The 26,733-nt window shown below is 72.0% G+C and carries 24 protein-coding genes; 6 read left to right on the top strand and 18 right to left on the bottom strand.

The features are described from left to right. Positions 1 to 247: 247 nt before the first annotated feature. The 3 genes from FHX44_RS31400 (at position 248) to FHX44_RS31390 (ending at position 4,068) form a co-directional block, all read left to right on the top strand. A complete protein-coding gene (locus tag FHX44_RS31400; RefSeq protein ID WP_147259083.1) occupies positions 248 to 1,825 on the top strand; it encodes a LuxR family transcriptional regulator in 1,578 nt (525 codons plus the stop codon). Between the two features lie 72 nt (positions 1,826 to 1,897). Continuing rightward, positions 1,898 to 3,127, top strand: a complete 1,230-nt coding sequence (locus tag FHX44_RS31395; protein ID WP_147259082.1) for an NAD(P)/FAD-dependent oxidoreductase — start codon at positions 1,898 to 1,900, stop codon at positions 3,125 to 3,127. 227 nt (positions 3,128 to 3,354) lie between these two features. Then, positions 3,355 to 4,068: a class I SAM-dependent methyltransferase gene (locus FHX44_RS31390; RefSeq protein WP_170309111.1), complete on the top strand. Its 714-nt coding sequence runs from the start codon at positions 3,355 to 3,357 to the stop codon at positions 4,066 to 4,068. A gap of 130 nt (positions 4,069 to 4,198) precedes the next feature. Here the strand turns inward: FHX44_RS31390 and FHX44_RS31385 are convergent, their stop codons facing one another. The 13 genes from FHX44_RS31385 to FHX44_RS31325 form a co-directional block, all read right to left on the bottom strand. Next, positions 4,199 to 4,714, bottom strand: a complete 516-nt coding sequence (locus FHX44_RS31385; RefSeq protein ID WP_147259080.1) for a hypothetical protein — start codon at positions 4,712 to 4,714, stop codon at positions 4,199 to 4,201. Between the two features lie 181 nt (positions 4,715 to 4,895). Then, a complete protein-coding gene (locus tag FHX44_RS31380; RefSeq protein WP_147259079.1) occupies positions 4,896 to 5,879 on the bottom strand; it encodes a helix-turn-helix domain-containing protein in 984 nt (327 codons plus the stop codon). Positions 5,880 to 5,961: 82 nt separating this feature from the next. Further along, positions 5,962 to 6,996 (bottom strand): methyltransferase, encoded by a 1,035-nt coding sequence (locus FHX44_RS31375; protein WP_147259078.1) that lies wholly within the window; start codon positions 6,994 to 6,996, stop codon positions 5,962 to 5,964. 139 nt (positions 6,997 to 7,135) lie between these two features. Beyond that, positions 7,136 to 8,191 carry a 3,4-dihydroxyphenylacetate 2,3-dioxygenase gene (gene hpaD / locus FHX44_RS31370; protein WP_147259077.1) on the bottom strand — a complete coding sequence of 352 codons (1,056 nt, stop codon included), beginning with the start codon at positions 8,189 to 8,191 and terminating at the stop codon, positions 7,136 to 7,138. Then, the gene (hpaE, locus tag FHX44_RS31365; protein ID WP_147259076.1) at positions 8,188 to 9,717 is read right to left on the bottom strand and encodes a 5-carboxymethyl-2-hydroxymuconate semialdehyde dehydrogenase; all 1,530 of its coding nucleotides are present in this window, start codon (positions 9,715 to 9,717) and stop codon (positions 8,188 to 8,190) included. Before hpaE ends, hpaD begins: the two co-directional genes overlap by 4 nt. Next, the gene (gene dapA / locus FHX44_RS31360; RefSeq protein WP_147259075.1) at positions 9,714 to 10,670 is read right to left on the bottom strand and encodes a 4-hydroxy-tetrahydrodipicolinate synthase; all 957 of its coding nucleotides are present in this window, start codon (positions 10,668 to 10,670) and stop codon (positions 9,714 to 9,716) included. Before dapA ends, hpaE begins: the two co-directional genes overlap by 4 nt. Beyond that, positions 10,667 to 11,353: a GntR family transcriptional regulator gene (locus FHX44_RS31355; protein ID WP_147259074.1), complete on the bottom strand. Its 687-nt coding sequence runs from the start codon at positions 11,351 to 11,353 to the stop codon at positions 10,667 to 10,669. Before FHX44_RS31355 ends, dapA begins: the two co-directional genes overlap by 4 nt. Beyond that, complete coding sequence (locus tag FHX44_RS31350) at positions 11,350 to 12,810, bottom strand: fumarylacetoacetate hydrolase family protein (RefSeq protein WP_147259073.1); 1,461 nt, start codon at positions 12,808 to 12,810, stop codon at positions 11,350 to 11,352. Before FHX44_RS31350 ends, FHX44_RS31355 begins: the two co-directional genes overlap by 4 nt. A gap of 79 nt (positions 12,811 to 12,889) precedes the next feature. Next, positions 12,890 to 14,272 carry an MFS transporter gene (locus tag FHX44_RS31345; RefSeq protein ID WP_147259072.1) on the bottom strand — a complete coding sequence of 461 codons (1,383 nt, stop codon included), beginning with the start codon at positions 14,270 to 14,272 and terminating at the stop codon, positions 12,890 to 12,892. A 22-nt stretch (positions 14,273 to 14,294) separates the two neighbouring features. Continuing rightward, a complete protein-coding gene (locus FHX44_RS31340; RefSeq protein ID WP_147259071.1) occupies positions 14,295 to 15,497 on the bottom strand; it encodes a cytochrome P450 in 1,203 nt (400 codons plus the stop codon). Between the two features lie 23 nt (positions 15,498 to 15,520). Then, positions 15,521 to 16,771, bottom strand: coding sequence for an NAD(P)/FAD-dependent oxidoreductase (locus tag FHX44_RS31335; protein WP_147259070.1), 1,251 nt, complete (start codon positions 16,769 to 16,771; stop codon positions 15,521 to 15,523). Then, positions 16,749 to 17,078 (bottom strand): 2Fe-2S iron-sulfur cluster-binding protein, encoded by a 330-nt coding sequence (locus FHX44_RS31330; RefSeq protein WP_147259069.1) that lies wholly within the window; start codon positions 17,076 to 17,078, stop codon positions 16,749 to 16,751. Before FHX44_RS31330 ends, FHX44_RS31335 begins: the two co-directional genes overlap by 23 nt. A gap of 23 nt (positions 17,079 to 17,101) precedes the next feature. Further along, complete coding sequence (locus FHX44_RS31325) at positions 17,102 to 18,292, bottom strand: cytochrome P450 (RefSeq protein ID WP_147259068.1); 1,191 nt, start codon at positions 18,290 to 18,292, stop codon at positions 17,102 to 17,104. Between the two features lie 108 nt (positions 18,293 to 18,400). Here FHX44_RS31325 and FHX44_RS31320 point away from each other — a divergent pair, with 108 nt between their 5' ends. Further along, positions 18,401 to 19,339, top strand: coding sequence for a LysR family transcriptional regulator (locus FHX44_RS31320; protein ID WP_147259067.1), 939 nt, complete (start codon positions 18,401 to 18,403; stop codon positions 19,337 to 19,339). 13 nt (positions 19,340 to 19,352) lie between these two features. Here FHX44_RS31320 and FHX44_RS31315 read toward each other — a convergent pair whose 3' ends face one another. Genes FHX44_RS31315 through FHX44_RS31305 form a run of 3 tightly spaced genes read right to left on the bottom strand, consistent with a single transcriptional unit; the run spans position 19,353 to position 21,981 of the window. Next, positions 19,353 to 20,249, bottom strand: coding sequence for an NAD(P)-dependent oxidoreductase (locus tag FHX44_RS31315; RefSeq protein WP_212612734.1), 897 nt, complete (start codon positions 20,247 to 20,249; stop codon positions 19,353 to 19,355). Then, the gene (locus FHX44_RS31310; RefSeq protein WP_147259066.1) at positions 20,246 to 20,641 is read right to left on the bottom strand and encodes a carboxymuconolactone decarboxylase family protein; all 396 of its coding nucleotides are present in this window, start codon (positions 20,639 to 20,641) and stop codon (positions 20,246 to 20,248) included. Before FHX44_RS31310 ends, FHX44_RS31315 begins: the two co-directional genes overlap by 4 nt. Continuing rightward, positions 20,638 to 21,981 (bottom strand): MFS transporter, encoded by a 1,344-nt coding sequence (locus tag FHX44_RS31305; RefSeq protein ID WP_170309110.1) that lies wholly within the window; start codon positions 21,979 to 21,981, stop codon positions 20,638 to 20,640. The genes FHX44_RS31310 and FHX44_RS31305 overlap by 4 nt, the downstream gene beginning before the upstream one ends. Positions 21,982 to 22,177: 196 nt before the next feature. Here FHX44_RS31305 and FHX44_RS31300 point away from each other — a divergent pair, with 196 nt between their 5' ends. Beyond that, positions 22,178 to 23,176: an AraC-like ligand-binding domain-containing protein gene (locus tag FHX44_RS31300; protein WP_170309109.1), complete on the top strand. Its 999-nt coding sequence runs from the start codon at positions 22,178 to 22,180 to the stop codon at positions 23,174 to 23,176. Between the two features lie 737 nt (positions 23,177 to 23,913). Continuing rightward, positions 23,914 to 24,363 carry a LysM peptidoglycan-binding domain-containing protein gene (locus FHX44_RS31295; RefSeq protein WP_147259064.1) on the top strand — a complete coding sequence of 150 codons (450 nt, stop codon included), beginning with the start codon at positions 23,914 to 23,916 and terminating at the stop codon, positions 24,361 to 24,363. 226 nt (positions 24,364 to 24,589) lie between these two features. Here FHX44_RS31295 and FHX44_RS31290 read toward each other — a convergent pair whose 3' ends face one another. Both FHX44_RS31290 and FHX44_RS31280 read right to left on the bottom strand, forming a co-directional pair. Continuing rightward, positions 24,590 to 25,045: a thiolase family protein gene (locus FHX44_RS31290; RefSeq protein WP_212612733.1), complete on the bottom strand. Its 456-nt coding sequence runs from the start codon at positions 25,043 to 25,045 to the stop codon at positions 24,590 to 24,592. A gap of 92 nt (positions 25,046 to 25,137) precedes the next feature. Further along, positions 25,138 to 25,854, bottom strand: a complete 717-nt coding sequence (locus tag FHX44_RS31280) for a P-loop nucleotide/nucleoside kinase family protein (protein ID WP_212612732.1) — start codon at positions 25,852 to 25,854, stop codon at positions 25,138 to 25,140. Between the last annotated feature and the right edge of the window lie 879 nt (positions 25,855 to 26,733).

Below are 26,733 nucleotides of genomic sequence, written 5' to 3'. Positions count from 1 at the left end.
GCTTCGAACTCGAAGCAACTACGGCCACGCTACCGCTGCTTCGAATTCGAAGCGAAGTGACGTCGGTCACCGCCCCGTGGGGCCGTCGCCGGTGGATGGCGACGCGCACGACGAGGTGCCGACGGCCCGTACGCCGAATCGCGCGCGTTCCGCAGCCGGGAGTGTCATCATCTGGGGGGTAGGCTCGCCCCTGATCGAGCAAGCTGTTGCGGCTCTGCGAGCGGGCGACGCGGCGAAGGCGCGCCGGGTGGTCGAGCAGGCCGCCGCCGACGGCGCATCGGGCACGACCCTCGAAGCCCTGGGTGAGGCGCTGTACCTGGAGCGGGAGTATGCCGCCGCCGCCGGCTGCTACGAGCGGGCGTACGTCGCCTACCGACGCGAGCGCCAGGTCATCGCCGCCGGCCGCGCGGCACGCACCGTGGCGTGGATCGTCGGGAACGTGCTCGGCGACTGGGCCGTGCAGAGCGGGTGGCTCGGGCGATTCCGCCGCATCCTGGCCGAGGTCGGCGAGGACAGCTCCGAGCACGGCTGGGCGCTGATATACGAATCTTTCGCGGAACCGGACGCACTGGCGCGGGAGAACCTGCTGCGCGACGCGATCGCGATCGGGCGCAGGCTCGGCGACCCCGACGTCGAGTTCGAGGCGTTGGTGTGCCTCGGCGGGGTGTTCCTCATGACCGGTCGGGCCGAGCAGGGGCTCGGCATGATCGACGAGGCGCTGGCGGCGGTCTGCGCAGGCGAGGTGGCCGAGACCGCCACCGTCGATTCGATCTTCTGCTTGTTCTTCTGGGCATGCGAGCTGGTCACCGACGTCCCGCGGGCCGACCAGTGGATGCGCCGCGCGGCGAAGCTCGTGCAGCGGCACAACGTCGCCGGCGCCTTCTGCCGCGCCCACTACGGCGGCATCCTGACCGCGGCCGGACGCTGGGAGGAGGCGGAGGTTCAGCTCGTCGAGTCCACCCGGCTGTTCGACGTCGGTATGCCGCGTGCTGCGGCGTTGATCCGCCTGGCGGACCTACGCCTGCGGCAGGGGCGGCTGGAGGAGGCCGCCCAGCTCCTCGCAGGCCTCGACACCCATCCGGACGCGGCCCGCACACTTGCTGCCCTGCACCTGGCCTGCGGCGAGACGGCGCTGGCCCGGGATCTGCTGGAGCGGTGCACCGCCGGTTCGGACGACGCCGTGCCCCGGGTCGGGGAGACGACCAGACTCGGCCCGCTGCTCGCGGTGCTCGTCGACGTCCATCTCGCCGAGGGCGACCTCGACAGCGCCGAGCGGGCCGCCCGCCGTCTGGGCCGTCTCGCCGAGGCGCAGCGCGGGCCCTACCTCGCGGCGGCCGCCGCGCTGGCCAGGGGGCGCGTGTGCGTGGCCAGCGGGCAGGGCGACGCCCGCGGCTGCCTCCACTCGGCATTGGACGGCTTTGCACGGGCACAGCTACCGATGGAGCTGGCGACCACCAGGCTGGAACTGGCGCGGGCGATGGAGGGGCTCTCCCCCGAAGTCGCCGTCGCAGCGGCGAAGGCGGCGCTCGAGGCCTTCGAGCGGCAGGGCGCCGCCCGGCACGCCGACGTCGCCGCAGCGCTGCTCCGGTCGCTCGGTGCGCCCGTCCGGACCGGCCCCAAGGGGGTCGGCGCGCTGACGAAACGGGAGACCGAGGTCCTCCAGCTGATCGGCATCGGGCTGTCCAACGTCGAGATCGGCGAGCGGCTGTTCATCACCCGCAAGACGGTCGAGCACCACGTCGGCAACACGCTCGCCAAGCTCGGGCTGCGCAACCGCGCCGAGGCGGCCGCCTATGTCGCCCGGCACAAACCAGCCGGGAACTGAGGGATCTCCCCGATACTGGCGCGCTCCTGCATCCACATCCTGGTCTCCCAATCTGCTGACCGGGGGCAGGAGATGAGCGAGAACCGATACGACGTCATCGTGGTGGGCGCCCGGTGCGCGGGTTCCCCGACCGCGATGTGCCTGGCCAGGGCGGGGTACCGGGTCCTGGTCGTGGATCGGGCGACGTTCCCCAGCAACACCATCTCGACGCACCTCGTCCACCCACCAGGCGTGGCGGCGCTGCGGCGATGGAGCCTGCTCGACCGGGTGACCGCGACCGGGTGCCCACCGATCCACACCTATGCATTCGACCTCGGGCCGTTCACGATCTCCGGAGCCCCCGGGACGCCCGACACGCCGGTCGCCTACGCCCCACGGCGAACGGTGCTGGACAAGATCCTCGTGGACGCCGCGGCCGAGGCCGGAGCCGAGGTGCGGGAGGGCTTCACCGTCTCCGAGGTCGTCCACTCCGACGGTTGTGTGACCGGCGTCCGCGGGCACGGCCGCACCGGTGCGACCGTCACCGAGCATTCCCGGGTCGTCGTCGGCGCCGACGGCCTGTACTCCCGTATCGCCGAGGCCGTCCGGCCCGAGCAGTACCACTGCCGGCCCCGCCTGCAGTGCAGCTACTACACCTACTACACCGGGCTGCCGACGAACGGTCGGTACGAGGTCCACCTCCGACCCGACCACGGGCGCGGGTTCGGGGTGATTCCCACCAACGACGACATGACGCTCGTCATCGGCGGCTGGCCGATCGCGGAGTTCGAGGCCAACAGGACCGACATCGAAGGCAACTTCTTGCGGATCTTCAACCTGGTGCCGGCCTTCGCCGAGCGGATCCGGGCTGCCCGCCGCGAGGCCCGTTTCGTCGGGACGGCCGTGCCGAACTTCTTCCGCAAGCCCTACGGCCCGGGGTGGGCGCTGGTCGGCGACGCCGGCTACAACAAGGACTTCATCACCGCTCAGGGGATCACCGACGCCTTCCGCGACGCCGAGCTGTGCGCCACAGCACTGCACGAGGCGTTGTCCGGGGAGCGTCCTTTCGATGACGCGATGGCCCGCTACCACTCCACCCGGGACCAGCACGTCCTGCCGATGTACGAGTTCACCACCCAGCTCGCATCGCTCGAGCCGCCACCGCCCGAGCTGGCGCAGGTCCTCGAGGCCGTGCACGGCAACCCCGACGCGATGGACGCCTTCGCACAGGTCAACGCAGGGGTGATGTCCCCGGCCGAGTTCTTCTCCGACGGGAACGTCGCCGAACACCTACGGCGCCGCCTCCGGGAGACGACGGGGTAGGTCGGTCGACGGTGTGACAGTTGCTTCCTGATCGTCGGCGCCGTGGCAGGTGGACAGCGGTTCCGCCTCGGGCATTCACGTGTTCACCCGCGCACCACGGAGGAGGGGTCGCCATGGCTCAGAATCAACCGTCCAGCGGCAGCGCTGCTCGGTGGGGGCCGTTGTTCGGCTCACACGCTCGGGACTGGGCGGAGACCTGGGAGGGGCCCGATGGTTGGGGAACGACGGTGTACGAACACGTTCTCGGCCGGGCCGAGATCGGACCGGGGAAGAAGGTGCTGGACTGCGGATGCGGCGCCGGGCGCTTCGCGCGAATGGCCGCTGACCGCGGCGCGCGCGTCGCAGGCATCGACGCGGCACAGCAGCTCGTCGCCATCGCAGCAAAGCGGGTGCCGGGCGGGGACTTTCGAACGGGCGATCTCGAGGCGCTGCCGTGGCCCGATGACGCAGTCGATGTGGCGACCGGATTCAGCTCCTTCCAGTTCGCCGACGACAAGATCCGCGCCCTGATCGAGGCCGGCCGGGTATCGCGCGATCTCGTGGTCGTGGTCATCCCCGCACGGGTGCCGGAGTCGGGCATCGCGGCGGTGTTCAAGCCCCTGTTCCCGCTGTTCCCGCCCGAGGCGCTGGAGAGCATGAAGCACAGCGGCATGTTCGCCCTCTCCCAACCGGGCGAACTCGACGACCTCCTGGCAGCGACCGGGCTGGTTGTTCACGATGACGACGAGGTCGACTGCCGCGTGCGCTTCGACGACACCGACACCGCGGTGCGGGCTCTCATCGGAGCAGGTCCGACGCAACTCGCGATCCACCGGTCGGGCGCGCACACCGTCGCCCAGGCGATGCACGAGGCGCTGACTCCCTTCATCGAGCCGGGCGGCCGGGTCACACTCCCAGCCTGGTTCCGAGCCGTGATCGCCAGAACCGAGAACGAGCGATAGGACGACCAGGACGTGGGCGGAGGCCCCGAAGTCCCGCGACGGGCCGCGGTCTCGGCTCGAGTTGCCGGCACCGCCCTGTGCAGATGCCAACACCGGCGCCACAGCTACGCAACGCCCGCATCTGTGCAACCTATTTGCAGTTCTTGTGGTTGCCTGCCACGTTGCCAAAAGAAATCGGATTGCCTGTGACGATGTTTGGCGGAAGCGGCCTGTAGCGGGCAACGATGCACCCTTTTCTCTTCACGGCTGCATCCAGGTTGCCCTTCATCTGACTGAAGCTGTTGACATCCGCGCAGTAAGGGCCGACAGGGGTCTCGCTGAGCAACTTGCAGAAGTTCAGCGCAGGGGATCCACTGAGACCGCTCACCTTCTTCTGCATCGCAACGGTCTCCTGCTTCGAGTAGTAGACGGAGCAGGTGATGATCCCGCACTCTCGCACCGCTGTGGGCAGCAGCGCCAGACGTCCTCCCATGGGTTGACCCCTCTTCAGATCGGGGCCCTCGGATGATGCGGACACGACTTGCATCGCGCTCGACTCGATCGCCTTGCGGCCGCCCTCTTCGGCGTACGCCGATGGCCCTGCTGCACCGAAGATCATGATCGAGGTCAGGGCGACCACAAGGGCCCCGGGAAGTATCTCTCTCATCTTTCACCTCGCAGACCGGCTTCGTTGCCCCAGTCCCAGGCTGCAGCCATCGAACCTCAGGTGTCGATGTCAGATCACGCATGGCAATTGACTCGCAGTGCACATTGCGTCGTCCCCGTCGCCGACGCCCCGGCCGATCGATGTGCATCGGGGCTCGGCGGCCGGCGGCGGCGTCGAGTCGCTACTGCTCGCTCATCAGCCGCCGGTATGCGCCGGGGGGTGTTCCGTGCGCGGCGCGGAACAGCCGGTGGAAGTTGGTCGCGTCGGCGAATCCCCACCGCGCGGCGATCGCGCCGATCGACCGGGTGGCCAGGGCCGGGTCGGTCAGGTCACGGCGGCACCGGTCCAACCGTCGCCGGCGTATCCACTCGGCGACGGTGTGCGGTTCGGGCTCGAAGAACTTGTGCAGCTGTCGGAGGGAGATGTGGTGTGCGGCGGCGATCGCGGTCGGGGACAGCCCGGGGTCGCCGAGGTGTTGGTCGATGTGGGCGTAGATGCGCCGCAGCAGCATGTTGCGCTGCGCGTCGGGCGGGAGCGCAGGCCGCCGGTCCAGCCGCGCGGCAAATGTGGTGGCGATCAGGTCGATCACCGCGGTGGACACCGGGGTCGCTTCGGCAGGGTCGTAGGCGGCTGCATCGGTGGTGATCTGCCGCAGCAGCGTGGACACCAGCGCAGCGGTGCCGTGCCGCCCGGAGACGGGTACGGCGGTGAGCTTGGCGACCTCGCTCTGCGGCAGCGGCAGCGTCCCACGGGGTAGCGTCAGCGAGACCACGCGCTTGGGCCCGCGGCCGCTCGCCATCGCCGACGAGGGCCGGGTCATGTCGACGATCGCGAAGTCGCCCGGGCGCAGCTCGGCCTGCCTGCCGTCCTGGGTCACGACGAACTGTTCGCACGCGATGGAGAACTTGATCTCGTACGCGTCCAGCTGGTCCGGGTACCCGGCGGTGCGGCGGGCTTCGCCTGCGGTGAGGGCCGGGCTACCTCCATAGGAGAGGATGGCGGCTTCCACCGCCCCGAGGGTGTGGATCGCGCAGCGGGCGCGGAACCAAGGGTGCCGACCGGTGAGGAGGCGGAGGTCGGTGTCGAGAGCGTCCCGGTGGCGGTGCAGCCAGTAGTCGTAGCGCTCGTCGTCCTGCACGTCGTCGGTACTGAACTGGACGCCCACGTCGCCGCCTCCTCGGTCCCCGTGGAAGAGGTTCGAGTGGCGCGACGGTAACCCGCCCTGGTGCGTCCCGCTCAACCGAGAATCAGCCGCATCGCTCCGTGGCGACGGCCTCGACCAGGTCGAACGGCCCGATGCGGTCGACGATCCCCGACATCTGCAGACCGGCGCGCGTGAACAGCTCGCGATATTCGGTCGCCGTGCGCTGCCGCGCTCCGCGGACGTTCATGACGAGCATCTCCAGATCCATCAGCTTCGCCGGCGACGCCTCCAGCGTGTCCGGGAGCACCGCCTCGGCGAGCAGAATCCGGCCACCGGGCTTCATCGCATTGCCGCAGTTCCGCAGGATCTCCGCCGCGCGTTCGTCGTCCCAATCGTGGATGATGTTGGCGAGCACGTACACGTCCCCACCGGCCGGCACCTCCTCGAAGAAGCTGCCGCCGATGTATTCACAGCGGTCTCCGACGCCGGTCGCCTCCACGATCTGGCCGGCCACCACGTGGGGCAGGTCGAACAGCACCCCGCGAACGCCGGGATTTGCCGCCAGGATGGCGGCGATCAGCCCACCCCGCCCACCGCCGACGTCCACCACCATGCCGGCCGCCCCGAAGTCGTACTCGCCGGCGATCGCCGCCAGAGAGCGGCTCGACGCCACGGTCATGGCGGCGTCGATGATCCGCCCGTCCTCCGCCTGATCGCGGACGTGGTCCCAGCAGGATGCGCCGTGTACCTGCTCGAAAGCCGGCTCCCCGGTCCGCACGCCACCCAGCAGGCCGGTCCACGCCATGCGGTGGAACGGCCTGCCGACCATGATCGCCCACTCGCGCAGCGAGTCCGCCACGTCGCTACGCAGCAGGTCGCCGAGTGGGGTCGTGGCGAACCGCCGCCCGTCGAGCTCCTCGACCACCCCGACGTCCCCGAGCGCCCGCAGCAGCCGGTACAGGCTCGACGCGTCCGCCCCGACGGTCGTCGCGATCTCATCCACCCGACGCGGACCAGCCGCCAGCGCGTCGACCACCCCGAGATCGGCCGCAACGCTGATGGCCTGAGAAACCATGGAGCCCCACGTCAACTGCATCATGTGCGCCCTGAGCGGCGCCCCCGACTCGTCGCTGGACATGCCCCGAACATGATCACGAGCCACCTCACCGTCGATGGCTCCGAACGCATGGACGTCGGCAACGCGTGCATCGTCGAGACCGGGGCCTCGAAATCACCCCCACCGTGCGGTGGCGGCGGTGCCGCCGATCGGCTCGGCGCTACACCTGGTTGCCGAGCTTGAACTCACGAGGAGCCTCCCCGGCGCGGGTGTAGGAGAACCCGTCCGCCCCGATCGTCACGTCGGCCTCGCGCGCTTCCGTGCGTTCCTGCAGCGCACGTGGCGTGCCGTCGAGGTCGAGCACGGTCGACGCCTCGGCGTACCAGGACGGGACGACCGGGTTGCCCCACCAGTCGCGGCGCTGGTTGTCGTGCACGTCCCAGCGGACCACCGGGTTGTCCGGGTCACCGGTGTAGTAGTCGTGGGTGTAGATCTCGATGCGGTGCCCGTCCGGGTCGCGCAGGTAGAGGTAGAACGCGTTGGACACACCGTGGCGGCCCGGCCCGCGCTCGATCATGTCCGGGCGGCGCGCCGCCCCGAGGTGGTCGCACAGGTGCAGGATCTGGCTGCGCTCATGTGTGGCGAAGGCGATGTGGTGCATGCGGGGGCCGTCGCCGCCGGTGAGGGCGATGTCGTGCACGGTCGGTTTGCGGTACATCCAGGTCGCGTACACCGTGCCCGCAGCGTCCTCGATGTCCTCGGACACCGTGAACCCGAGGCCCTCGTAGTAGCGCTGGGCCGCGGGGACGTCGGGCGTCACCACGTTGAAGTGGTCCAGGCGGCTGATCGCGCCGGCGCCGTGCAGGTCGTAGCGCTGGGTGAGGCGCTCCACGTGCTCGGCGTCGAAGAAGAACTCCACGGGGAAGCCCAGCGGGTCCTCGATCCGGACGGCCTCGCCGATCCCCCGGGTCGCCCCCGCCGGTACCCGCTCGACGCGGACGCCCAGAGCCCGGTAGTAGGCCTCGGCGCGATCGACCTCGGCGGCCGAACGCACCCGGTAGGCCAGCCGCGCGCAGGCGGCCGTCTCCCCCTGGCGCAGCACGAGCGAGTGGTGCAGGTACTCCTCGAAGGCGCGCAGGTAGAGCGCGTCGGGCTCCTCGGCGGTGACGACCAGCCCGAGCAGGTCAACGTAGAACCACCTGGCCGCGGCGAGATCGGTGACCACGAGCTCGGCGTAGGCGCAGCGGATCACATCGGGCGGCGGCACGGACGTCATCGGTCCCTCCCCGCCGGGCCGGCGCCGAACCGGGGCGTGTGCACCTCGCCGAGCGTGACGTGCACGGCCTGCTCCTCCGTGTAGAAGTCGATCGAGCGGTGGCCGCCCTCGTGGCCGAGCCCCGACGCCTTCACCCCGCCGAACGGGGTGCGCAGGTCGCGGACGTTGTGGGAGTTCAGCCAGACCATCCCGGCCTCGATCGCCTGGGCGACCCGGTGACCGCGGGTCAGGTCGCGGGTCCACACGTAGCCCGCGAGCCCGTACTGGACGTCGTTGGCCAGAGCCACCGCCTCGGCCTCGTCGTCGAACGGGGTGAGCGCCGCGACGGGGCCGAAGATCTCCTCCTGGAAGATCCGCGCGGTCGGCGGGACGTCGGCGAACACGGTGGGGGCGACGTAGTTGCCCTCGGGCAGGTGCTCGGGGCGCCTGCCGCCCGCGACCAGGCGGCCCTCGGTCTTCCCGATCTCCAGGTAGCGCAGCACCCGCTCGTGGTGCTCGGGGTGCACCAGCGCGCCGACCTCGGTCCGCGGGTCGTGCGGATCGCCGACGACGACGTTCCGGGCCCGCTCGGCGTAGCGCTCGACGAACTCGTCGTAGACGCTGCGCTGCACGAGGATGCGCGAGCCGGCCGTGCACCGCTCCCCGTTCAGGGAGAACACGCCGAACACCGACGAGTCCAGCGCCGCGTCGAGATCGGCGTCGTCGAAGATCACGACCGGCGACTTGCCGCCGAGCTCCATCGACAGCCCCTTGAGGTGCGGGGCGGCCGCGCGGAAGATCTCCCGGCCGGTCGTCGTCTCGCCGGTGAACGAGATCAGCCGGGTGCCGGGGTGCGCCACGAGCGCGGCGCCTGCCTCCTCGCCGATGCCGTTGACCAGGTTGAACACGCCCCGAGGCAGGCCGGCCTCGGTGAAGATCTGCGCCCACAGGCTCGCCGACAGCGGGGTGAACTCCGCGGGCTTGAGCACCACCGTGCAGCCCGCCGCGATCGCCGGGGCCAGCTTCCAGGACTCCAGCATGAACGGGGTGTTCCACGGCGTGATCAGCCCCGCGACGCCGACCGGCTTGCGGTTGACGTAGTTGAGCTGCCGGCCCGGCACCTTGTAGGCGTCGTCGGTCTGGCCGACGATCAGGTCCGCGAAGAACCGGAAGTTCTCCGCGGCCCGCTGCGCCTGGCCCAGCGCCTGCGTGATCGGCAGCCCGGTGTCGAACGTCTCCAGCTCGGCGAGCCGGGCGTCCTGCGCCTCGACCAGGTCGGCGATCCTGTTGAGCACGCGGGCCCGGGCCCGCGGCGCCATCGTCGGCCACGGGCCCTCGGTGAACGCGCGCCGCGCGGCGGCGACCGCGGCATCCACGTCCTCCGCCCGCCCCGCGGCCGCGGTGGCGTACGTGCGGTTGGAGACCGGGTCGAGCACGTCGAACGTCGCGCCGCCGACCGAGTCGCGCGGCTCGCCGTCGATGAAGTGCTGCAGGTGCGTGGGCAGGCCCTCGGGGACGTGCCGGGTGGCGGGCTGCGTCTGTGTCATGCGGTCACCTCGGTGTGCGTCTCGGCAGGGAGCGCGACGGGGGTCAGGTACTGCTCGGCGGCCGCGGCGAGAGCGCGGACGCGTCGCTGCCCGCTCTCGGTGAGCGGGATCAGCGGGGACCGGACGTGGTCGCTCCCGATCAGCCCGCGCTCCTTCATCAGCCACTTGGCCGGGGCCGGGTTGGTCTCGACGAACAGCAGGTCCACCAGCGGGTGCACGCCGTAGTGGATCTCGCGGGCCCGCTGCGCGTCGCCCGCGACGGCGGCCTCGTACATCTGCGCGACGGCGGCCGGGGCGATGTTGGCCAGCGCCGAGACGAACCCGGCGCCGCCCAACGGCAGGAGCGGCAGGCACAGCAGCTCGATCCCGGACCAGACGAGCAGGTCGGGGCCCGCGGCGTGCAGCACGCGGGAGAAGTGCTCGAAGTCCTTGGTCGTCTCCTTGACCCCGACGAAGTTGTCGTGGTCGCGGAACAGGCGCCCGACCGTCTCGGGGGCGATGTCGACGGCGGTGCGCGACGGGACGTTGTAGGCCACGATCGGGAGGTCCGGGAACTCGCGCGCGACCGTCGAGTACCAGACGTACAGCGCTTCCTGCGTCGGCCGCGCGTAGTACGGGGTGATGACGAGCGCGGCGTCCGCCCCGGCGTCGCGGGCGGCGGCGGTCAGTTCAAGGGTCTCGGCGAGCTTCTCCGAACCGGTGCCGGGGAGGAACGGCACGCGGTCGCCGATCTCGGCGGCGACGGTGCGGAAGCCCTCCGCGCGCTCGGCGATCGACTGCGCCGACGGCTCGCCCGTCGATCCGCCCAGCGAGATGCCGTGCGAGCCCGCGGCGAGCTGCCAGCGCACGAGGGTGCGCAGGGCCTCGTGGTCCACGTCCCCCGCGTCGGTGAACGGGGTGACCAGTGGCGCGATCGAGCCGGTGATCCGGGCGGGGTCGGAGCGGAATCTCATGGCTGTCCTTCCTGTGCGGGTGCGGCCTGGCTCTGCAGGACCGCGCGCACGGTCGCTTCGCGGTGGGCGCGGGCGGCGGCCTCGATCTCGGCCGGGGGCGCGCCGCGCGCGACGAGGTCCAGGAGGCCGTCGTGCTCGCGCACCGACTCCGCCGCGCGGTCGGGCACGAACGAGAACACCGACGAGCGCAGGCCCGACACCCGCGCCCAGCCGCGCTCGACGAGGTCGAGCAGGTGCGGGTTCGGGCACGGGTCGGTGAGCACGCGGTGGAACTGCTGGTTGAGCCGGGTGTGCCGGAGCGGGTCCAGGTCGTCGAGGCCGGCGCGCATGGCCTCGTTGAGCCGCCGCGCCTCGGTGAGGGCGGACGGCGGCAACAACGGGGCCGCCAGGCCGGTGGCGGCGCCCTCGACGACGGCGAGCGTCTCCACCGCCCATCGGTACTCGACGGGGTCCAGCCCGCGGACGGTGGCACCGACGTTGCGGACGACCTCGACGAGGTCCTCCGCCTCCAGGCGGCGGACCGCTTCGCGCACCGGCACGGTCGAGACGCCGAGCTCCTTGGCCAGCACGCCCAGCACCAGCCGGTATCCGGGCGTGTAGGCCCCGCTCTGGATGCGCCCGCGGATGAGGTCGTAGGCGAGGTCGACCTTGGAGACCGGCTGGGCGTCGGAGAGGGACGTCACGACGGGGCCTGCTCGGCGTCGTACCGGTCGCGCCACGGCCCGGACAGCGGGTAGAGCCCTTGCAGCCCGGCGCCCTCGGCGACCCGGGCGGCGATCCACGCCTCCTCGCGCTCCTGCTGCTCGGCGGCGCCGAGCACCTCCTCGACCAGGCCCGGCGGGATCACCACGACCCCGTCGTCGTCGGCCACGATCACGTCGCCGACCTGCACCGTGGCGCCCCCGCAGGCGATGGTGACGTCGCCCTCCCACGGGACGTGCCGCCTGCCCAGGACGGCCGGGTGCTGGCCCGACGTGTAGACCGGCAGGTCGATCGCGGCGACGGCGGCGGCGTCGCGGGCGGCACCGTCGGTGATGATCCCGGCGGCGCCGCGCACCTGCGCGCGCAGCGCGAGGATGTCGCCGAGCGTGCCGGCCGTGGGGTCCCGGCGGGCCTCCATGACGAGGACCTCCCCCGGGCCGATCGAGTCCACCGCCCGCTTCTGCGCGTTGTAGCCGCCGCCGTGCGCGGCGAACAGGTCGGGCCGGAACGGGACGTAGCGCAGCGTGCGCGCGGTGCCGACCAGCCGGCGGCCCGGGACCAGCGGACGCACCCCGTCGATGCTCGCGTCGTCGAAGCCGCGCTTGCGCAGCTGCACCGACAGCGTCGCGACGGCGACCCGGTGCAGCCGCTCGCGGATCTCGGCGGACAGGCCGGGCGGCCCGGGCGGCGGCGTGCCCCAGGCGTCGGCGCGCACCGCGTCGTCGACGTGTGCGGGCGAGCCCCACGGGGCCAGCGGCGGACCCTCGACGACCGCGGTGCGCAGCAGTCCGGTGCTGCGGGTGCCGTCGACCGTGCCGACCTCCACCTCGACCACCTGCCCCGGCTGCGCCACGGACGCGCCCGCGGGCGTGCCGGTGAGGATGACGTCGCCCTCCTCGAGCGTGAGCATCCGCGACAGGTCGGCGACCAGGTGACCGAACTCGAACAGCAGCGTCGCGCTGGTGTCGTCCTGCACGAGCTCGCCGTCCAACCAGGTGCGGATCCGCAGGTCAGCGGGGTCCAGCTCGGCGGCGGGCAGGAGCGCGGGCCCGAGCGGCGTGTAGCCGTCACCGCCCTTGGACCGGACGTTCGAGCCCCGGTCGGCGGTGCGCAGGTCCTGCAGGCCCAGGTCATTCGCTGCCGTTACCCAGCCCACGTGCGCCCAGCCGTCCTCCGGCCGCACGTGCCGGGCCGGGCTGCCGATGACGAGCGCGATCTCGCCCTCGAACGCCAGCAGCTCGGTGCCGCCGGGCTTCTCGACGCTGCCGGAACCCGTCAGCGAGGAGGACGGCTTGAGGAAGTACGACGCGGCGGTCGGCGTCCGCCCGCGCTGGGCCGCGCGCGACGGGTAGTTGAGGTGGACCGCGACGACCTTCCCGGGCCGCCTCCCCAGCGCTGCGGTCACCGCATCCGGGCCGCCGGGCTCCGGTCCAGGCATGTGAGGTCCCTCCGTACGGTCGCATCGTTTACAGGATCGTATATCTTCTCGTGTCCGATCGCGACCCTCTCGTCGCGTTTCAGCTCCGCTGCGGGACCCGGCGCGGGTCGAGCACCGTCGCGCCGCCCTCCTGCTCGGCCTGGTTCTCCACGCCGAGGTCGATTCCGGTCCGGTCCCGCAGGAGCGCGTTGGCCGCGACCGCGAGCACGAACATGCCGAGCAGGTACACCCCCACCGCGTGGACGCTCCCGGTCGCCTGCACGAGCGCCGTGGCGATGGTCGGTGCGAACGCACCGCCGAGGACGGCGCCGAGCGCGTACGAGATCGCCACGCCGGAGAAGCGCACCGACGCGGGGAAGATCTCCGAGTACCACGCGGCCTGCGGGCCGTAGGCCAGGCCGAGCCCGAACGTGAACAGGGCAAGGCCGAGGAACAGCAGCCCGGCATCGCCCGAGTCGACCAGCAGGAACATCGGGAAGACGGTCACGATCAGGCTGCCGTAGCCGATGAGGTAGGTCCGCTTGCGGCCGATGCGGTCGGCGAGGTACCCGGACAGGTAGGTGGTGAGCACCCACAGGGCCGCGGCACCGGTGATCGCCAGCAGCACCGGGGTGCGGCCGAGGCCGACGGGCCCGTCGGGGTTCGTGGCGTAGCTGGTGATGAAGCCGCCCGTCGTCATGTACCCGGCCGCGTTGTTGCCCGCGAAGACGAGGGCCGCGAGCACGACCAGGAGCCGGTGCCTGCGGAACAGCTCCACGACGGGCACCTTCGTCCGCTGCTTCTTCTCCGCCATCTCGGCGAAGACCGGACTCTCGTCCACCGAGCGGCGCACGACGTAGCCCACACCGATCAGCACGACGCTGAGCAGGAACGGCACCCGCCAGCCCCACTCCAGGAACGCGGGGCCCGGAGAGACCACGCCCGTCATCAGCGCGGTGACGCCGGAGGCGAGCAGCATGCCCAGCGGCACGCCGAGCTGCGGGAACGCCCCGGCGCGGCCCCTGCGGTCGCGCGGGGCGTGCTCGACGGCCATCAGCACGGCGCCACCCCACTCCCCGCCCGCCGAGACGCCCTGCAGGATCCGCAGGACGAGCAGCAGGACGGGCGCGAGGACGCCCGCCGTCTCGTAGGTGGGCAGCAACCCGATGAGGCTGGTCGCGCCGCCCATGAGCAGCAGCGTGAGCACGAGCATCGCGCGGCGCCCGATCCGGTCGCCGAAGTGCCCGGCCAGGAAGGCGCCGAGCGGGCGGAAGACGAAGCTGATCCCGACGGTCGCGAACGACAGCAGCAGCCCGATCTCCGCGCCGGCCGGGGCGAAGAACAGCTGGGAGAAGACGAGGCCCGCGGCCGTGCCGTAGATGAAGAAGTCGTACCACTCGATCGTCGTGCCGACGACGGTCGCCACGGCGACGCGCCGCTGGGTGGCCGCCGCGGTGCGGGCAGGCGCGGGTGCACTGGTCATGTCGGTTCCTCGGGTGGGTGGGTCAGGCGTCCCAGCTGACGGGGAGGGCGGTCAGGCCGCGGAAGACCCAGCCGTGCCAGGCCTCGGGGCGGCGGGGGTCGGTGCGCAGGCCGGGCAGGTCCGCGTGGAGCAGGGGCACCGCGATCTCGCCGACGGACATCCGGGCGGCCCAGTGCCCGGCGCACAGGTGCACCCCGCTGCCGAACCCGAGGTGTGGCTGTCGCGGGCGCGCGATGTCGAATGCGTCGGGCCGCTCGAAGACGGTGGCGTCCCGGTTCGCCGCGGCCACGACCACGCCGATCGGCGCGCCCGCCGGGAGCGGCACGCCCTGCAGCACCACCGGGCGCGTCGTCTCCCGCGGGTACATCCCGATGGGCGAGAGCCAGCGCACGGTCTCCTCGAAGACGGCGGGCCACAGGGCCGGGTCGGCGAGCACGCGGTCGCGCTGGTCCGGGTGCCGGGAGAGCGCCCACACCGCGCCGGTCACGACGTGCTGCGGCTCGTTCATGCCACCGGAGATCGTCAGCTTGACGTTCGCCGCGACGTCCGGGAGCGGGAGCCCGCCGTGGACCAGCGCCGAGGTGATCGTGCCGTCGGGGTGCGCGCGGTAGTGCGGGACCAGCTCGTCGAGCAGCGCGTCGACCTCGCTGCGCGCGGCGTCGCAGCGCCGCCAGATCTCGGGGTCGTCGTGCAGGTTGCCGGTGCCGGCGATGAACGCGTGCGACCACCGCTGCATGTCCGCGACCCCGGCGCCCTTCAGCCCGAGGAGGTCGATGAGGTTCTGCGCCGCGACCGGCCCGGCGTAGTCCCGGTCGAGGTCGGCGTCGTCCGGGCCGCGCTGGCGCAGGACCTCCAGGTGCGTGCGCGCGTTGCGCTCGAACACCGGCTCCCACCGCGCGCGCAGGGTCTTCGGCCGCAGCACCGGGTTGACCGCCCGCCGCTCGCCCGCGTGCTCGGGGTCGTCCTTGCGCAGCATCGGCCGGGCCCCGAGGGCCCGGGCCAGTGTGGCGGCGCCGCCGCTCACGTTCGCGCTGAACGTCTCCTGGTCCTCCTCGACGGCGCGGCACGCCGCGAAGGAGGTGACGAGGTAGCGCCCGAGAGACGGCACCCACGCGACCGGCGACTCGTCCAGCAGCCGGCGGTAGGTGGGATACGGGTCGGCCGGCATCGCCGCGGGCTCGACCCAGTCGGCGGTGGGGACCGCGGGAGTCGACGTCGTTGTCATGGAGGCTCCTTCGATGGGCTCGGTCAGGCCACGGCCGGCTCCCGGGCGAACTCCTTCAGGCAGAACGCCGGATCGCGGAGCCGCCCGGGTTCCGGCGAGCGCCCTGCCGCGAGGAGTCGTCGCGCAGCCATGTGGTCGGCCGGCCGGTTGAGCGACTCGACGACGACGAGCCGCCCGTCGCGGAAGCGGCAGACGGAGAACCGGCCGGTGGCGGGATCACCGCAGAGGACGTTCTCGTCGCCCGGCAGGCGCACCCCGGCGATCTGCAGCTTCAGCGCGCCCTGATGGCTCCAGAACCACGGCACGCCGGTGTAGGGGCGGGCGCCGCCGAGGATCGCGGCGGCGACGTGCCTGCCCTGATCGGTCGCGTTCTGCACCGACTCGAGCCGGATCCGGGTGCCGGTGTGGACGCTCGGGTGGCTCGCGCAGTCGCCCACCGCGTAGATCGCCGGGTCGGGTGTGCGCAGGCACTCGTCGACGACGATCCCGTCGACCACCGGCAGCCCCGCCGCGGCGGCGAGCGCGGTGCGCGGTGCCACCCCGGTCCCGACCAGCACGAGGTCCGCCCGGTACTCGGTGCCCGCGCTGCTCACCGCGCCGGTCACGCGCCCCCGGCGACCGGTGAACGCCGCGACGGCCTCGCCCAGCCGCAGGTCGGTGCCCGCCCGCCGGTGCACCTCGGCGACGTGGCCGGCCGCCTCCCGGGACAGAGCCCGGGCCAGCGGCCGGTCCGCGGCCTCGAGGACCGTCACGGCCGGCCCGTGCGCGCGGGCGGCCGCCGCGACCTCGAGCCCCACGAAGCCGGCGCCGACCACGAGCACGGAGCGCGCCCGCGACAGCCCGGCCCGCAGAGCCTGGGCGTCGCCGAGGGTGCGCAGGGCGTGGATCCCGGCCAGGTCCGCCCCGGGAACCGCGGGCACGCGGTTCGCCGCCCCGGTGGCGAGCACGAGGACGTCGTAGGGCAGGGCGGCACCGTCGTCGAGCAGGACGGTGCGGGATGTGCGGTCCAGCGCGGTCGCGGTCACCCCGGTGCGCAGGTCGATCCGGCGGTCGGCGAAGAACCGCTCGGCCCGCAACGGCAGCGGCACGGGCGTCCCACCGGGCGCCAGGTGCTCCTTCGACAGCGGTGGCCGCTGGTAGGGCAGCACGGGCTCGCCGCCGACCAGGGTGATCGGCCCGTCATGGCCGCCGGCGCGGAGGGCGTCGGCGGCCTGCACGCCCGCGTGCCCGGCGCCGATGACGACGACCCGCTCAGATCTGGGTCGCGGGCACATCGACCTCGACCTCCTCGAGGCCACCGGCGCCGAGCGTCAGCTGGCAACCGAGCCTGCTGCGCCGTTCGTCGCGCGGCGCGGCCGTGCACTCGAGCATCTCCTCCTCGTCCTCGCTGATCGCGGGCAGCGCGTCGAGGTGGGGCTCGCGCACGTACACGTGGCAGGTGGCGCACATGGCCTGTCCCCCGCACTCACCGACGATGCCGTCGACGCCGTTCTGCACGGCCGCGCGCATGACGTTCGAGCCGGCGTCGACGTCGACGACGTCGGTCGCTCCCCCGTCGCGATGGAAGATCACCTTGGGCATGCAGCACTCTCCTGGAAGAACGGTCAGCCCCACAGCACGGGCAGGTCGGTCACGCCGCGGAACACCCAGCCGCCCACCACCGCCGGGCGGGCAGGATCGAGGCGCAGCCCCGGGAGCTCGGCGAACAGCCGCGGCAGCGCGACGGCCACCACCGACGCCCTGGCGATCCACGCGCCCGCGCAGAAGTGGTTGCCGCCGCCGAACGCGAGATGGGGCTTCTTGGGGCGGTCGATGTCGTAGGACTCCGGGTCGGTGAAGACCGCGGGGTCGCGGTTGGCGGCGCCGACGACCACGCCGAGACGCGCGCCGCGCGGCACCGCCATGCCGGCGAGCTCGGTGTCCCGGGTGGCCTCGCGGGGATACATGCTGATCGGCGCGACCCAGCGGATCGACTCCTCGAAGGCGTCCGACCAGCGCTGCCCTGCGAGCACGCTCGCGAGCTGGTCGGGGTGCGACAGCAGCGCCCAGGTCGTCGTCGCGATCGCGTCGCGGGGCTCGTTCAGCCCGCCGCCGATGGTCATCTTCAGGTTCGCGCGCAGCGACTCGAGCGGCATCGGGGTGCCGGCCAGCTGCGCCAGCAGGCTCGCGTCCGGGTCGGCCCGCAGGACGGGCAGCATCTCGTCGATCGCGGCATCGACCTCGGCGGACGACCGCTCCGCCAGCGCCCAGACGTCCGGGTCGTCGGCGTAGTTGCCGGTGCCGTCGATGAGGGTCTGCGACCAGCGCTGCATGTCCTCCTGGCCTGCGTTGCGGAAACCGAGGACGACGCGCAGGTTCTCCGCCGCGTACGGCGCCGCGAACTCCGACACCAGGTCCGCGCCCGGACCTGCGTCCTTCAGCCGGGCGAGGTACGTCGCAAAGCTGCGCTCGAACACCGCACGCCAGTGCTGCTTGATCGCCTTGGGCCGCAGGACGCCGCCGTAGGCCTTGCGTTCCACGTCGTGCTCGGGGTCGTCCTTGCGGAGCATGCTGTGCCCCATCGACCGCTTCATCAGCGACCCGGTCTCGTCGGCCGAGAACCGCTCCTGGTCCAGCTCGACCGTGTGGCAGGCCTCGTAGCCGATCACCAGGTACCGGTTCACGGCAGGGACCCAGTGGATCGGGGCGGTGCTCCGCAGCCGCTGGTAGATCGGGTAGGGGTCGGCGTACAGGTCCGGGATCGTCACCCGGTCCGCCGCCGGGATCGGCCTGGCCCCCGTCACTTCCACGGTCATCGTCGAGCCGCCCTTCCACTCCGCTCCGAGTCGCTGACGAGTGTGGGCAGGGCCACCTCCACAGGTAAAGTTCAAATAAGCTCGCTTGGAGCAAAGGAAGGGTTCGGTATGGCGGCGTACACCCTGCGGCAGCTCGCGTACTTCGTGGCGGTCGCCGAGGCCGGATCGATCTCCGGTGCCGCGGCGACGCTGCACGTCACGCCGACCGCCGTCGCCTCCGCGATGACCGACCTGGAGCGCGTCCTGCGCACCCAGCTCATGGTGCGCCGCAAGGCGCACGGGGTGGCGCTGACACCGACCGGCGCCTTCCTGCACGAGCGCGCGCGGACGCTGCTGCGCGACGCCGACGAGCTCGAGCTCGCGGCGGCCAGCGGCGGGACGGAGCTCGCCGGCCCGCTGGTGCTCGGCTGCTACGTCACCATCGCGCCGACGATCGTCCCGATGCTGATGGAGTGGATCGCCACGCACCACCCGAAGGTCGAGCTCACCGTCGTCACGGGCAGCCAGGCGGAGCTCCCGCAGCGGCTCCTCGCCGGGGCGCTGGACCTCGCGATCGGGTACGACATCGCGCTGCCCGACGGGCTGGAGTCGGTGCTGCTGTACCGGACACCCGCCTACGTCCTGCTGCCCGACGGCCACCCGCTGGCCGCGCGGGAGGTCGTGCCGCTGGACGCGCTCGCGGACGAGCCGCAGATCCTCCTCGACATCCCCCCGGCGGCGCAGCACACGCTCCTGCTGTTCGAGCGCGCCGGGGTCACCCCGCGGATCGCCCGGCGCACGTCCGACTTCGAGCTCACCCGCTCGCTGGTGGCCAGGGGGTTCGGCTACGCCATCCTCATCCAGCGGCCCGCCGTGGACCGCACGTACGAGGGCCTGCCGGTGGTCGTCCGGGAGATCACGCCCGCCAGCCCGAGCGGTGGCGTGCGGATGATCTGGCCGCGGGGGGTGCGGCTGTCGGACCGGGCCGCCGCGATGGTCGCCTTCGCCACCGAGCACGCCCGCGACCTCGACCCGCGGATGCGGCGCCAGGCGCTCGGCCTGCGGTGAGGCGAACCGAGGGTCAGGGGCGCCCGACCGAGGACCAGTACTGCACGGCGCGCGTGTGGTCGACGTCGCCCAGGTGCTCGAGCGCATCGTGCAGCGCCCCGTACACCCGCTCGCCCGCGCCGGCCGCGGTCGCGGTCCCCCGCAACAGGTCCACGGCGATGCCCACGTCCTTCGTCATGAGCGGCAGCGAGAACCCCGAGGCGTACCGGCCGCCGACGACGTGCTCGCCCAGCACCTCACTGCTGACGAAGCTGCGTCCGGTGGAGGTGTTGAGCACATCGACGAGGACCGCGGGGTCCAGCCCGAACCGCTCCGCCGCGACGAGCGCCTCGCCGCACGCCACGAACGTGGACGCCGCGACGAAGTTGTTGAGCGCCTTCACCGCGTGCCCGGTGCCGAGGCCGCCGGTGCGGTGGGTGCGGGCGCTCATCGCGTCGACGACCGGCTGCGCGCACTCGGCGGCCGCCGGGTCGTCCGCGCCCATCATGATCGACAAGGTGCCGGCGACGGCCCCGGGCACACCGCCCGAGACCGGTGCATCGACGAGCGCCACGCCGTGCTCGGCAAGCCGGGCGCCGAGGGCCACCGTCTCCTGGGGCACCGACGAGCTCATGTCGACGACGACGGCGCCGGCAGGGAGGTGCTGCGGCACCCCGCCCTCCCACTCCAGAAGCGCCTTCGCCACGATCGCCGACGTCGGCAACATGGTCACGACCACGCCGCACCCCGCCAGGTCCGCGGGCGTGCGCGCGACCCGCCCCCCGGTCTCGGCCGCCAGCCGCTCCTCGACCTCGGCCGACTCGTCGCGCAGCACCAGGGAGAACCCGGCAGCGGCGACGTTGCGCGCCATCGGGGCGCCCATCCGCCCGAGCCCGATGAACCCGACCTCCCCACCGGCCTCGCCCGTCACGCCTGCCCTCCCACCGTCGTCCGCTCCTCGACTGCGGCCCGCGCCGCCCGGAGCCCGTCGACGGCGGCCGGGATCCCGCAGTAGACCGAGGCGTGCAGCATGAGCTCGCGCAGCTCCTCGGGCGTGACGCCGTTCGACAGCGCTCCGCGCAGGTGGATGCCGACTTCGTGCGAGCGGTTCGTGGCGACCAGCATCGCGAGCGTCACGAGGCTGCGGGTCCTGCGGTCCAGGCCGGGACGCTGCCAGATGTCGCCGAAGATGTGTCGGGTGACGAGGTCCTGCAGCTTGTCGTCCCACTCGTCGGTCGAGCCGACCTGCTCGTCGGCGCCTGCGGGGCCGAACATGTCGCGGCGCAGCTCCAGGCCGAGGTCGTACAGCTCGTCGTGGATCATCGAGCGATGGCTCCTTCGGGGTTCGTGGTGACAGGGGTCTCGAAGCTGGACGGGATGCGCCGCAGGGCCAGGATCGCGGCGCTGGAGATGGCAGCGAAGCCGATCATGAACACGCTCACCGAGTAGACGGTTCCGGTCCAGCCCTGCAGCGCGGTGGCGACGAGCGGCGCGATGCCGCCGGACAGCGCCGCTCCGAGGGCGTAGGACAGGGAGGCGCCGCTGGTGCGCACCTCGGGCGGGAAGAGCTCGGCGAACAGGGCCGCCTGCGGCCCGTAGGTCGCGGCGAGGCCGAGGGTGAGCACCACGACGGCGACGACCACGAGCACGGGTTCCCCGGTCTGCATCAGGGCGAAGAACGGGAAGGCCCAGACCGCGATGAACCCGTAGCCGAGCAGGTAGACCGCGTGCCGGCCGATCCGGTCCGACCACGCGGCGAACGCGATCATCGACACGAACCACGAGACGCAGCCGACGAGCAGCACCGCGAGCATGAACCCGCGCGACAGCCCCAGCGTCCCGGTGCCGTAGGAGGGCAGGTAGGCGAGGAACAGGTAGCCGACGGCGTTGTTGCCGACGAACGACGCGATGGCCAGTGCGATCCGCCCGGGGTAGCGCCGCACGACGTCGACCACCGGCAGCCGTGCCGTTCGCTCCGCGGCCCGCACGGCTCGGAACGACGGGCTCTCCTCGACTGCGCGCCGGATGACGAACCCGATCACGACCATGACCACGCTCAGCAGGAACGGGACCCGCCAACCCCAGCTCTCGAACGCGTCCTGCGGCATCACCGCGACGAGCAGGAGCATCACCGAGTTGGCGAGGAACATCCCGGTCGGGGTGCCGAGCTGCACGAAGTTGCCGAAGACCCCACGCCGGCCGGCCGGGGCGTGCTCGACGGCCATCAGCGCGGCGCCGCCCCACTCGCCGCCCGCGGAGAGCCCCTGCAGCAGCCGCAGCGCGACGAGCAGCACGGGAGCCCAGACACCGGCCTGCGCGTAGGTCGGCAGCAGGCCGATCAGGGTCGTCGCCGCACCCATCATCGTGAGCGTGAGGACCATGACCTGCTTGCGACCGATGCGGTCACCGAGGTGGCCTGCGAGCACACCGCCCAGCGGGCGGGCGACGAACCCGATCGCGAACGTCGCGAACGCCGCCAGCGTGGCGGTGAACGGGTCCATCTCCGTGAAGAACAGCCGCCCGATCACGAGCGCCGACGCCACGCTGTAGACGTGGTAGTCGTACCACTCGATGCTCGTGCCGACCGCGCTCGCGAGCGCGACCCTGCGGTACATGCCTGGGCTCGGCGCCGGAACGACCGGCGAGCCGCTGTGACTGGTCATCCTTCTCCCTTGAAAGAGCACCGCGTCGTTCACAGAGCAGCGTCGTACTCCGTCCAGACGGTAGGAGCCGGACACGGCAGCAGGCTTGGCCGTGCGCGACGGGCACCGGTCGATCCGCGCCGCCCGCTGCACGGACGCCGCGGCCCGGCCGCGCAGATGCGACGATGCCGGAACGGACCCGCGGAAGGAGTGCACGGTGCAGGACGACGTCCGGGAGCTGCGGCCGACCGGTACCGCCGCACCGGCCACCGTCGCGGCCGGCAACCTGGAGGAGTGGCGCGGCGTCGTGCACGCCGACCACCTGCCGGTCGTGGTCGACGTGCCGGGCGGCGGGGCGTTCTCGGGGACCCTCACCGCGCACCGGTTCGACGAGCTGGTGGTGCGCGAGTTCGAGGCCCGCCCGCACGTCGTCGCGCAGACCTCACAGGTGCCGGCGGACGACGGCTGCTACAAGTTCGGGGTCCAGCTCGACGGCTACAGCCTGTTCTGCCAGGACGGGCGCGAGGCCGCGCTGACCCCGGGTGACCTGGCCTTCTGCGATGCCACGCGGCCGTACGAGCTCGTGTTCCGCGAGAGCTTCCGGATGCTCACCGTGATGTTCCCGAAGTCGTGGTTCACGTTCGGGCCGGACACGATGGCGCACTTCACCGCCACGCGGTTCTCAGGCCGGCAGGGCGCCGGGCCGCTCATCGCGAAGACGCTGTGGGACGTCGTGCACCACGCGGCGGAACCACGCAGCCGGCAGGCCCAGCGCGAGGTCGCCCGCAGCGTGGTCGGCCTGCTGTCCGGCTACGTCGGAGCCCGCTGCGCCGACGAGATCGCCACTCTGGCGGCGCCGGAGACCCTGTTCTCCCGCGCGACCGAGTTCATCGCGGCGCACCTCGCCGACCCCCAGCTCACCCCGGCCGCGGTGGCCCGCTCCCAGCACGTGTCGCTGCGGCTGCTGCAGCGCGAGTTCGCGGCGCACTCGACGTCGGTCGCCGGCTGGATCCGCGAGCAGCGGCTCGAGCGCTGCCGCCGCGACCTCGAACGCTCCGACGCCCGCACACCCATCGGCGAGGTCGGCGCGCGCTGGGGACTCATCGACGCCGGGACGTTCTCGAAAGCGTTCAAGGCCGCTTACGGCGCCAGCCCCCGGGAATACCGCGTCGTCCATCGAACGACGATGCAGCGGTCACGCCGCGTGGCGATCTGACGAACCGCCCCCAACAGATCGATCAGAGAGGGGGCGCCCCGGACGAGCCGATCGCGTCTGTCGCGATCGGCCGGCCCGGCTACGGGACCCCGAAGGCCGCCGTGTTCGCCGACGCCCTGCCCGCGATCATCGGGGGCGAGATCCTGGAGTGCCGGCTGGCGGGCGCAGCACCCCGGGCTGTACGGCTGACCCGGCTCGGCAAAGCCGCGCCGGCCCGGTACCTCGTGGACACCCGGGCGCGATCAGCACGCCTCGGCGGCGCCGTTGCGGCGGGGGTCGGCGCACGATCGCGGACACAGCGCGGCTCTACTCGTGGCACTCCCTGTACTAAGCGGACTCCCAGCGCTCCTCGACTGGTCGGCAAATTCCCGCCGACAGACCGTCCGGGCGAGAGGACCACCGATGGCACGTCTGACCCATGGCGAGATCATCAAGGAACCCGACACCACGCAGGCAGGGCTGGCTGCCGCGACGAGCCGCGGGGCCGACGCCGCAACGGCCACCGCTCCCGTCGACCTGCACAACTTCGACCTGCTGTTCCCTGACCTGCAGAACGATCCGGCGAACCTGCTCGAGGTGTCGCCGAACACGGTGACGCAGCTCGAGGACCTGGGCAAGGCGATGCTCGACCCCACCACCCCGAACCAGGCCGACGCGGCGAACAACTCGCCGGTCCCCGCCGTCTACACCTACTTCGGGTACTGGTCGGGCTCGCCCGACGCAGCTCCGACTCGATCATGCGGAACCCCGGCTGGCTGCCCGGCCTGCCGGCGCAGCACGCTGACGGCTTCGAACTTGCCGACCTGCTGCGCTACGCCGGCGTCCTCTCCGGGGGCACACCGCCCACGGTGTACACGGTCAAGGCGGACGACACACTGTTCGGCATCGCCCGCGACGAGCTGGGCGACGGCGCACGGTGGCCGGAGATCTTCGCCCGCAACCGCGCCGTCATCGCCCGGCCCGACCGGATCTTCCCCGGCCAGAAGCTGTACCTGCCGACCGGCCCTGCGCTCGTGCCGCAGCTGCGCTTCCACGTCGTCGCCCCCGGCGAAACGCTCAGCGAGATCGCCCGCAACCACATGAACGACGCCTCACGGTGGCCGGAGATCTTCGCCCTCAACGCCAGCATCCTGACCAACCCCGACGTCATCATCGTCGGCCAGGTCCTGCAGCTGCCGCCGAAGTAGCGACGGGCTGAGTTGCGCCGTCGTCCGACGTCTCGGACGACGGCGCAGTTTCGCGCATTCCAAGGAGGGACAGCGGCCGGCAGGCTGCACGTAGTCGCAACCGGGCCGCTACGGCACACCGATGCTGGCTACTTCCTGTCCGTCCGGCAGTTCACCACCGAGTGAGCCAACGGGGTGCACGATGACCAGTCGCTTCCGCTGCACGCCTACGTCGTGCTGTCACTGCTCACAGCTCGAACAGGCCTGCCGCACCCATGCCGCCCCCGACGCACATGGTCACGACGACGTACCGGGCGCCGCGCCGGCGTCCTTCGAGGAGGGCGTGGCCGACCATGCGGGCCCCGCTCATGCCGTAGGGATGGCCGATCGCGATGGCGCCGCCGTTCACGTTGTACTTCTCGGGGTCGATGCCCAGCCGGTCCCGGCAGTACACCGCCTGCGAGGCGAAGGCCTCGTTGAGCTCCCACAGGTCGATGTCGTCGACCGTCAGGCCGTGCCGTTCCAGCAGCTTCGGGATGGCGAAGACCGGGCCGATGCCCATCTCGTCCGGCTCGCACCCGGCGACGGCGGTGCCGCGGTAGGTGCCCAGCGGCTCGAGCCCGCGGCGGGCGGGCTCGCCCGCTTCCATCAGGACGACGGCGGCGGCACCGTCGGAGAGCTGCGAGGCGTTGCCCGCGCTCACGGGACGTGGCCGCCACGATCGCGTTCCTCGCCTCGTCCGATGCGGACTTCATCTCCGGCGCGGACATCGTCGTCGACGGGGCGATGATCGCATCAGCGTCCTGGGGCACCGCGCGAACCGCCTGGCGGGCGCACGAGCCCGGTCATCGGTGAGTGCTCGTGCGGCGGGGGCGACTTGTCGCACGAGTGATCACCCGCCCGTCCCGCCCCGTAGACCAGCGCCGGCCGGCCGCGCCGTCCAGGCCCTCGTCCTCCCTCGGAGGTCTGCGGCCGCGACGCCGGGACCGGCACGCTGACGCCGCCGAGAGCGGATCTACTTCCCGGTGCCCGGCGGATCCGTTTCCACATCCGCCGGCCGAGTTCGGCGGCATCCGGTGCCTGGAACTGCTTCCGCCATTCGTCGATGTCCGCCTCATTCATCGGAAAGGTCGTGTGTGGTGCGGTTGCCTGGCGATGGGCGATCCGGGCGCGTTGGACGTCCTTGTCGACGGGCAGGTAGACCACTCGGCACGAGGCCCCGGCCGATGTTGCCAGCCAGCGCAGTGCCGACCGTTCGTCGCGGCTCCAGAGGCCGAAATCGAGTACGACGTTCGTGCCCAGTTGCAGCGCTTGCAGGGCTAGTGCAATGAGCTGTCCTTCCAGCAAGTCGCGCTTGCCGTCGGGCTGAGACCCGTCGAAAAGGGAGATCATCCACTCGTCCGGGGTCAGCCGTAGCGCGCGGTTCACCGCGGCGAGCTCTTGTGCTCGAATGGTCTTTCCGGCGCCGGGGAGCCCGACCATCAGCAGCAGATTGGCGGGTTCGGATCGCACGTCGTCATGCTCCGGCGATGGCCGGTGATGCGGGATGATGCTCCTTGAGATGGCACTCAGCTTTCGCGGTCTGGTCGCCGTGTGTCGGGCACGATTCCGTCAAGTACGTTCCTGGCCGCTGTAGTCCCCTGCCCACGAGGGCTTCCTTCGCCCCTCGTCGCGACGGCGGGCGAGCTCATCCAGGTGGACGGCGAGGCGGTGAGCTACGAGATAGACAGCACGTTGTGCGCAGAGGAACTGGCTGTCCCAGATCACTGCGACGAGCTGCTGCCACGGCTTCATTCCGCCTCCACTTGTCGCTGGACACCGGTGGACCCGCCGTTCCGCCTGCAGTCAGATCGGACTGGACGCGGTGCTCATGCGTCGCCTCCGGTTGACGTGATCGTGCCGCCCATCAGAAGCATCACCCTCGTCACTGTGAACACGCTGAAATCGACTGTGAGCCAGCTGAAAGCCGAGCCGATCAGGACGAACGTGACACCACTTCAGCGGCGCTTGCGATTCTCAGCGCGGCTTCAGCAGGCGCGCCGCACACTACGAGCCACCACCTCAGGCCGCCCGCACCGAGGCCGTCGACGACCAGGAGGCCGTCCGGTTCGGCTGATCAGGCAGAGGAAGGGCCATGACGACCTTGCAGGACGACACCGACACTTCAGCAACTGCGGAACGTGTGTTCCCAGACGATGGCGGGCGGGCGGAGCAGACACTCTCCGCCTGCCCGTGGCACCCTCTCCCGGAGGACGCCATCGTCCAGCTCGTCGCGATCGAGCGCCGCGCCGTCCACAGGCATCGAGCCGGGTCACCGAGCCAGCCGGCGCACGTGATCTGGAGTGTGCTGATCCGCCGGAACGCAACGGCCCACGAGCGGCACGACCTACC

The organism is Pseudonocardia hierapolitana, assembly GCF_007994075.1.
GTDB lineage: Bacteria > Actinomycetota > Actinomycetes > Mycobacteriales > Pseudonocardiaceae > Pseudonocardia > Pseudonocardia hierapolitana.
The sequence above is the reverse complement of the archived record's forward strand: the minus strand, read 5'-3'. Positions and strand labels throughout refer to the sequence as shown.

Excerpts from the sequence above, each read along its gene's own strand:
- FHX44_RS31395 (WP_147259082.1), top strand. The coding sequence starts at position 1,898 with ATGAGCGAGAACCGATACGACGTCATCGTGGTGGGCGCCCGGTGCGCG.
- FHX44_RS31385 (WP_147259080.1), bottom strand. The coding sequence starts at position 4,714 with ATGAGAGAGATACTTCCCGGGGCCCTTGTGGTCGCCCTGACCTCGATC.
- FHX44_RS31375 (WP_147259078.1), bottom strand. The coding sequence starts at position 6,996 with ATGTCCAGCGACGAGTCGGGGGCGCCGCTCAGGGCGCACATGATGCAG.
- hpaD (WP_147259077.1), bottom strand. The coding sequence starts at position 8,191 with ATGACGTCCGTGCCGCCGCCCGATGTGATCCGCTGCGCCTACGCCGAG.
- hpaE (WP_147259076.1), bottom strand. The coding sequence starts at position 9,717 with ATGACACAGACGCAGCCCGCCACCCGGCACGTCCCCGAGGGCCTGCCC.
- dapA (WP_147259075.1), bottom strand. The coding sequence starts at position 10,670 with ATGAGATTCCGCTCCGACCCCGCCCGGATCACCGGCTCGATCGCGCCA.
- FHX44_RS31350 (WP_147259073.1), bottom strand. The coding sequence starts at position 12,810 with ATGCCTGGACCGGAGCCCGGCGGCCCGGATGCGGTGACCGCAGCGCTG.
- FHX44_RS31345 (WP_147259072.1), bottom strand. The coding sequence starts at position 14,272 with ATGACCAGTGCACCCGCGCCTGCCCGCACCGCGGCGGCCACCCAGCGG.
- FHX44_RS31340 (WP_147259071.1), bottom strand. The coding sequence starts at position 15,497 with ATGACAACGACGTCGACTCCCGCGGTCCCCACCGCCGACTGGGTCGAG.
- FHX44_RS31335 (WP_147259070.1), bottom strand. The coding sequence starts at position 16,771 with ATGTGCCCGCGACCCAGATCTGAGCGGGTCGTCGTCATCGGCGCCGGG.
- FHX44_RS31330 (WP_147259069.1), bottom strand. The coding sequence starts at position 17,078 with ATGCCCAAGGTGATCTTCCATCGCGACGGGGGAGCGACCGACGTCGTC.
- FHX44_RS31325 (WP_147259068.1), bottom strand. The coding sequence starts at position 18,292 with ATGACCGTGGAAGTGACGGGGGCCAGGCCGATCCCGGCGGCGGACCGG.
- FHX44_RS31320 (WP_147259067.1), top strand. The coding sequence starts at position 18,401 with ATGGCGGCGTACACCCTGCGGCAGCTCGCGTACTTCGTGGCGGTCGCC.
- FHX44_RS31310 (WP_147259066.1), bottom strand. The coding sequence starts at position 20,641 with ATGATCCACGACGAGCTGTACGACCTCGGCCTGGAGCTGCGCCGCGAC.
- FHX44_RS31305 (WP_170309110.1), bottom strand. The coding sequence starts at position 21,981 with ATGACCAGTCACAGCGGCTCGCCGGTCGTTCCGGCGCCGAGCCCAGGC.
- FHX44_RS31295 (WP_147259064.1), top strand. The coding sequence starts at position 23,914 with ATGCGGAACCCCGGCTGGCTGCCCGGCCTGCCGGCGCAGCACGCTGAC.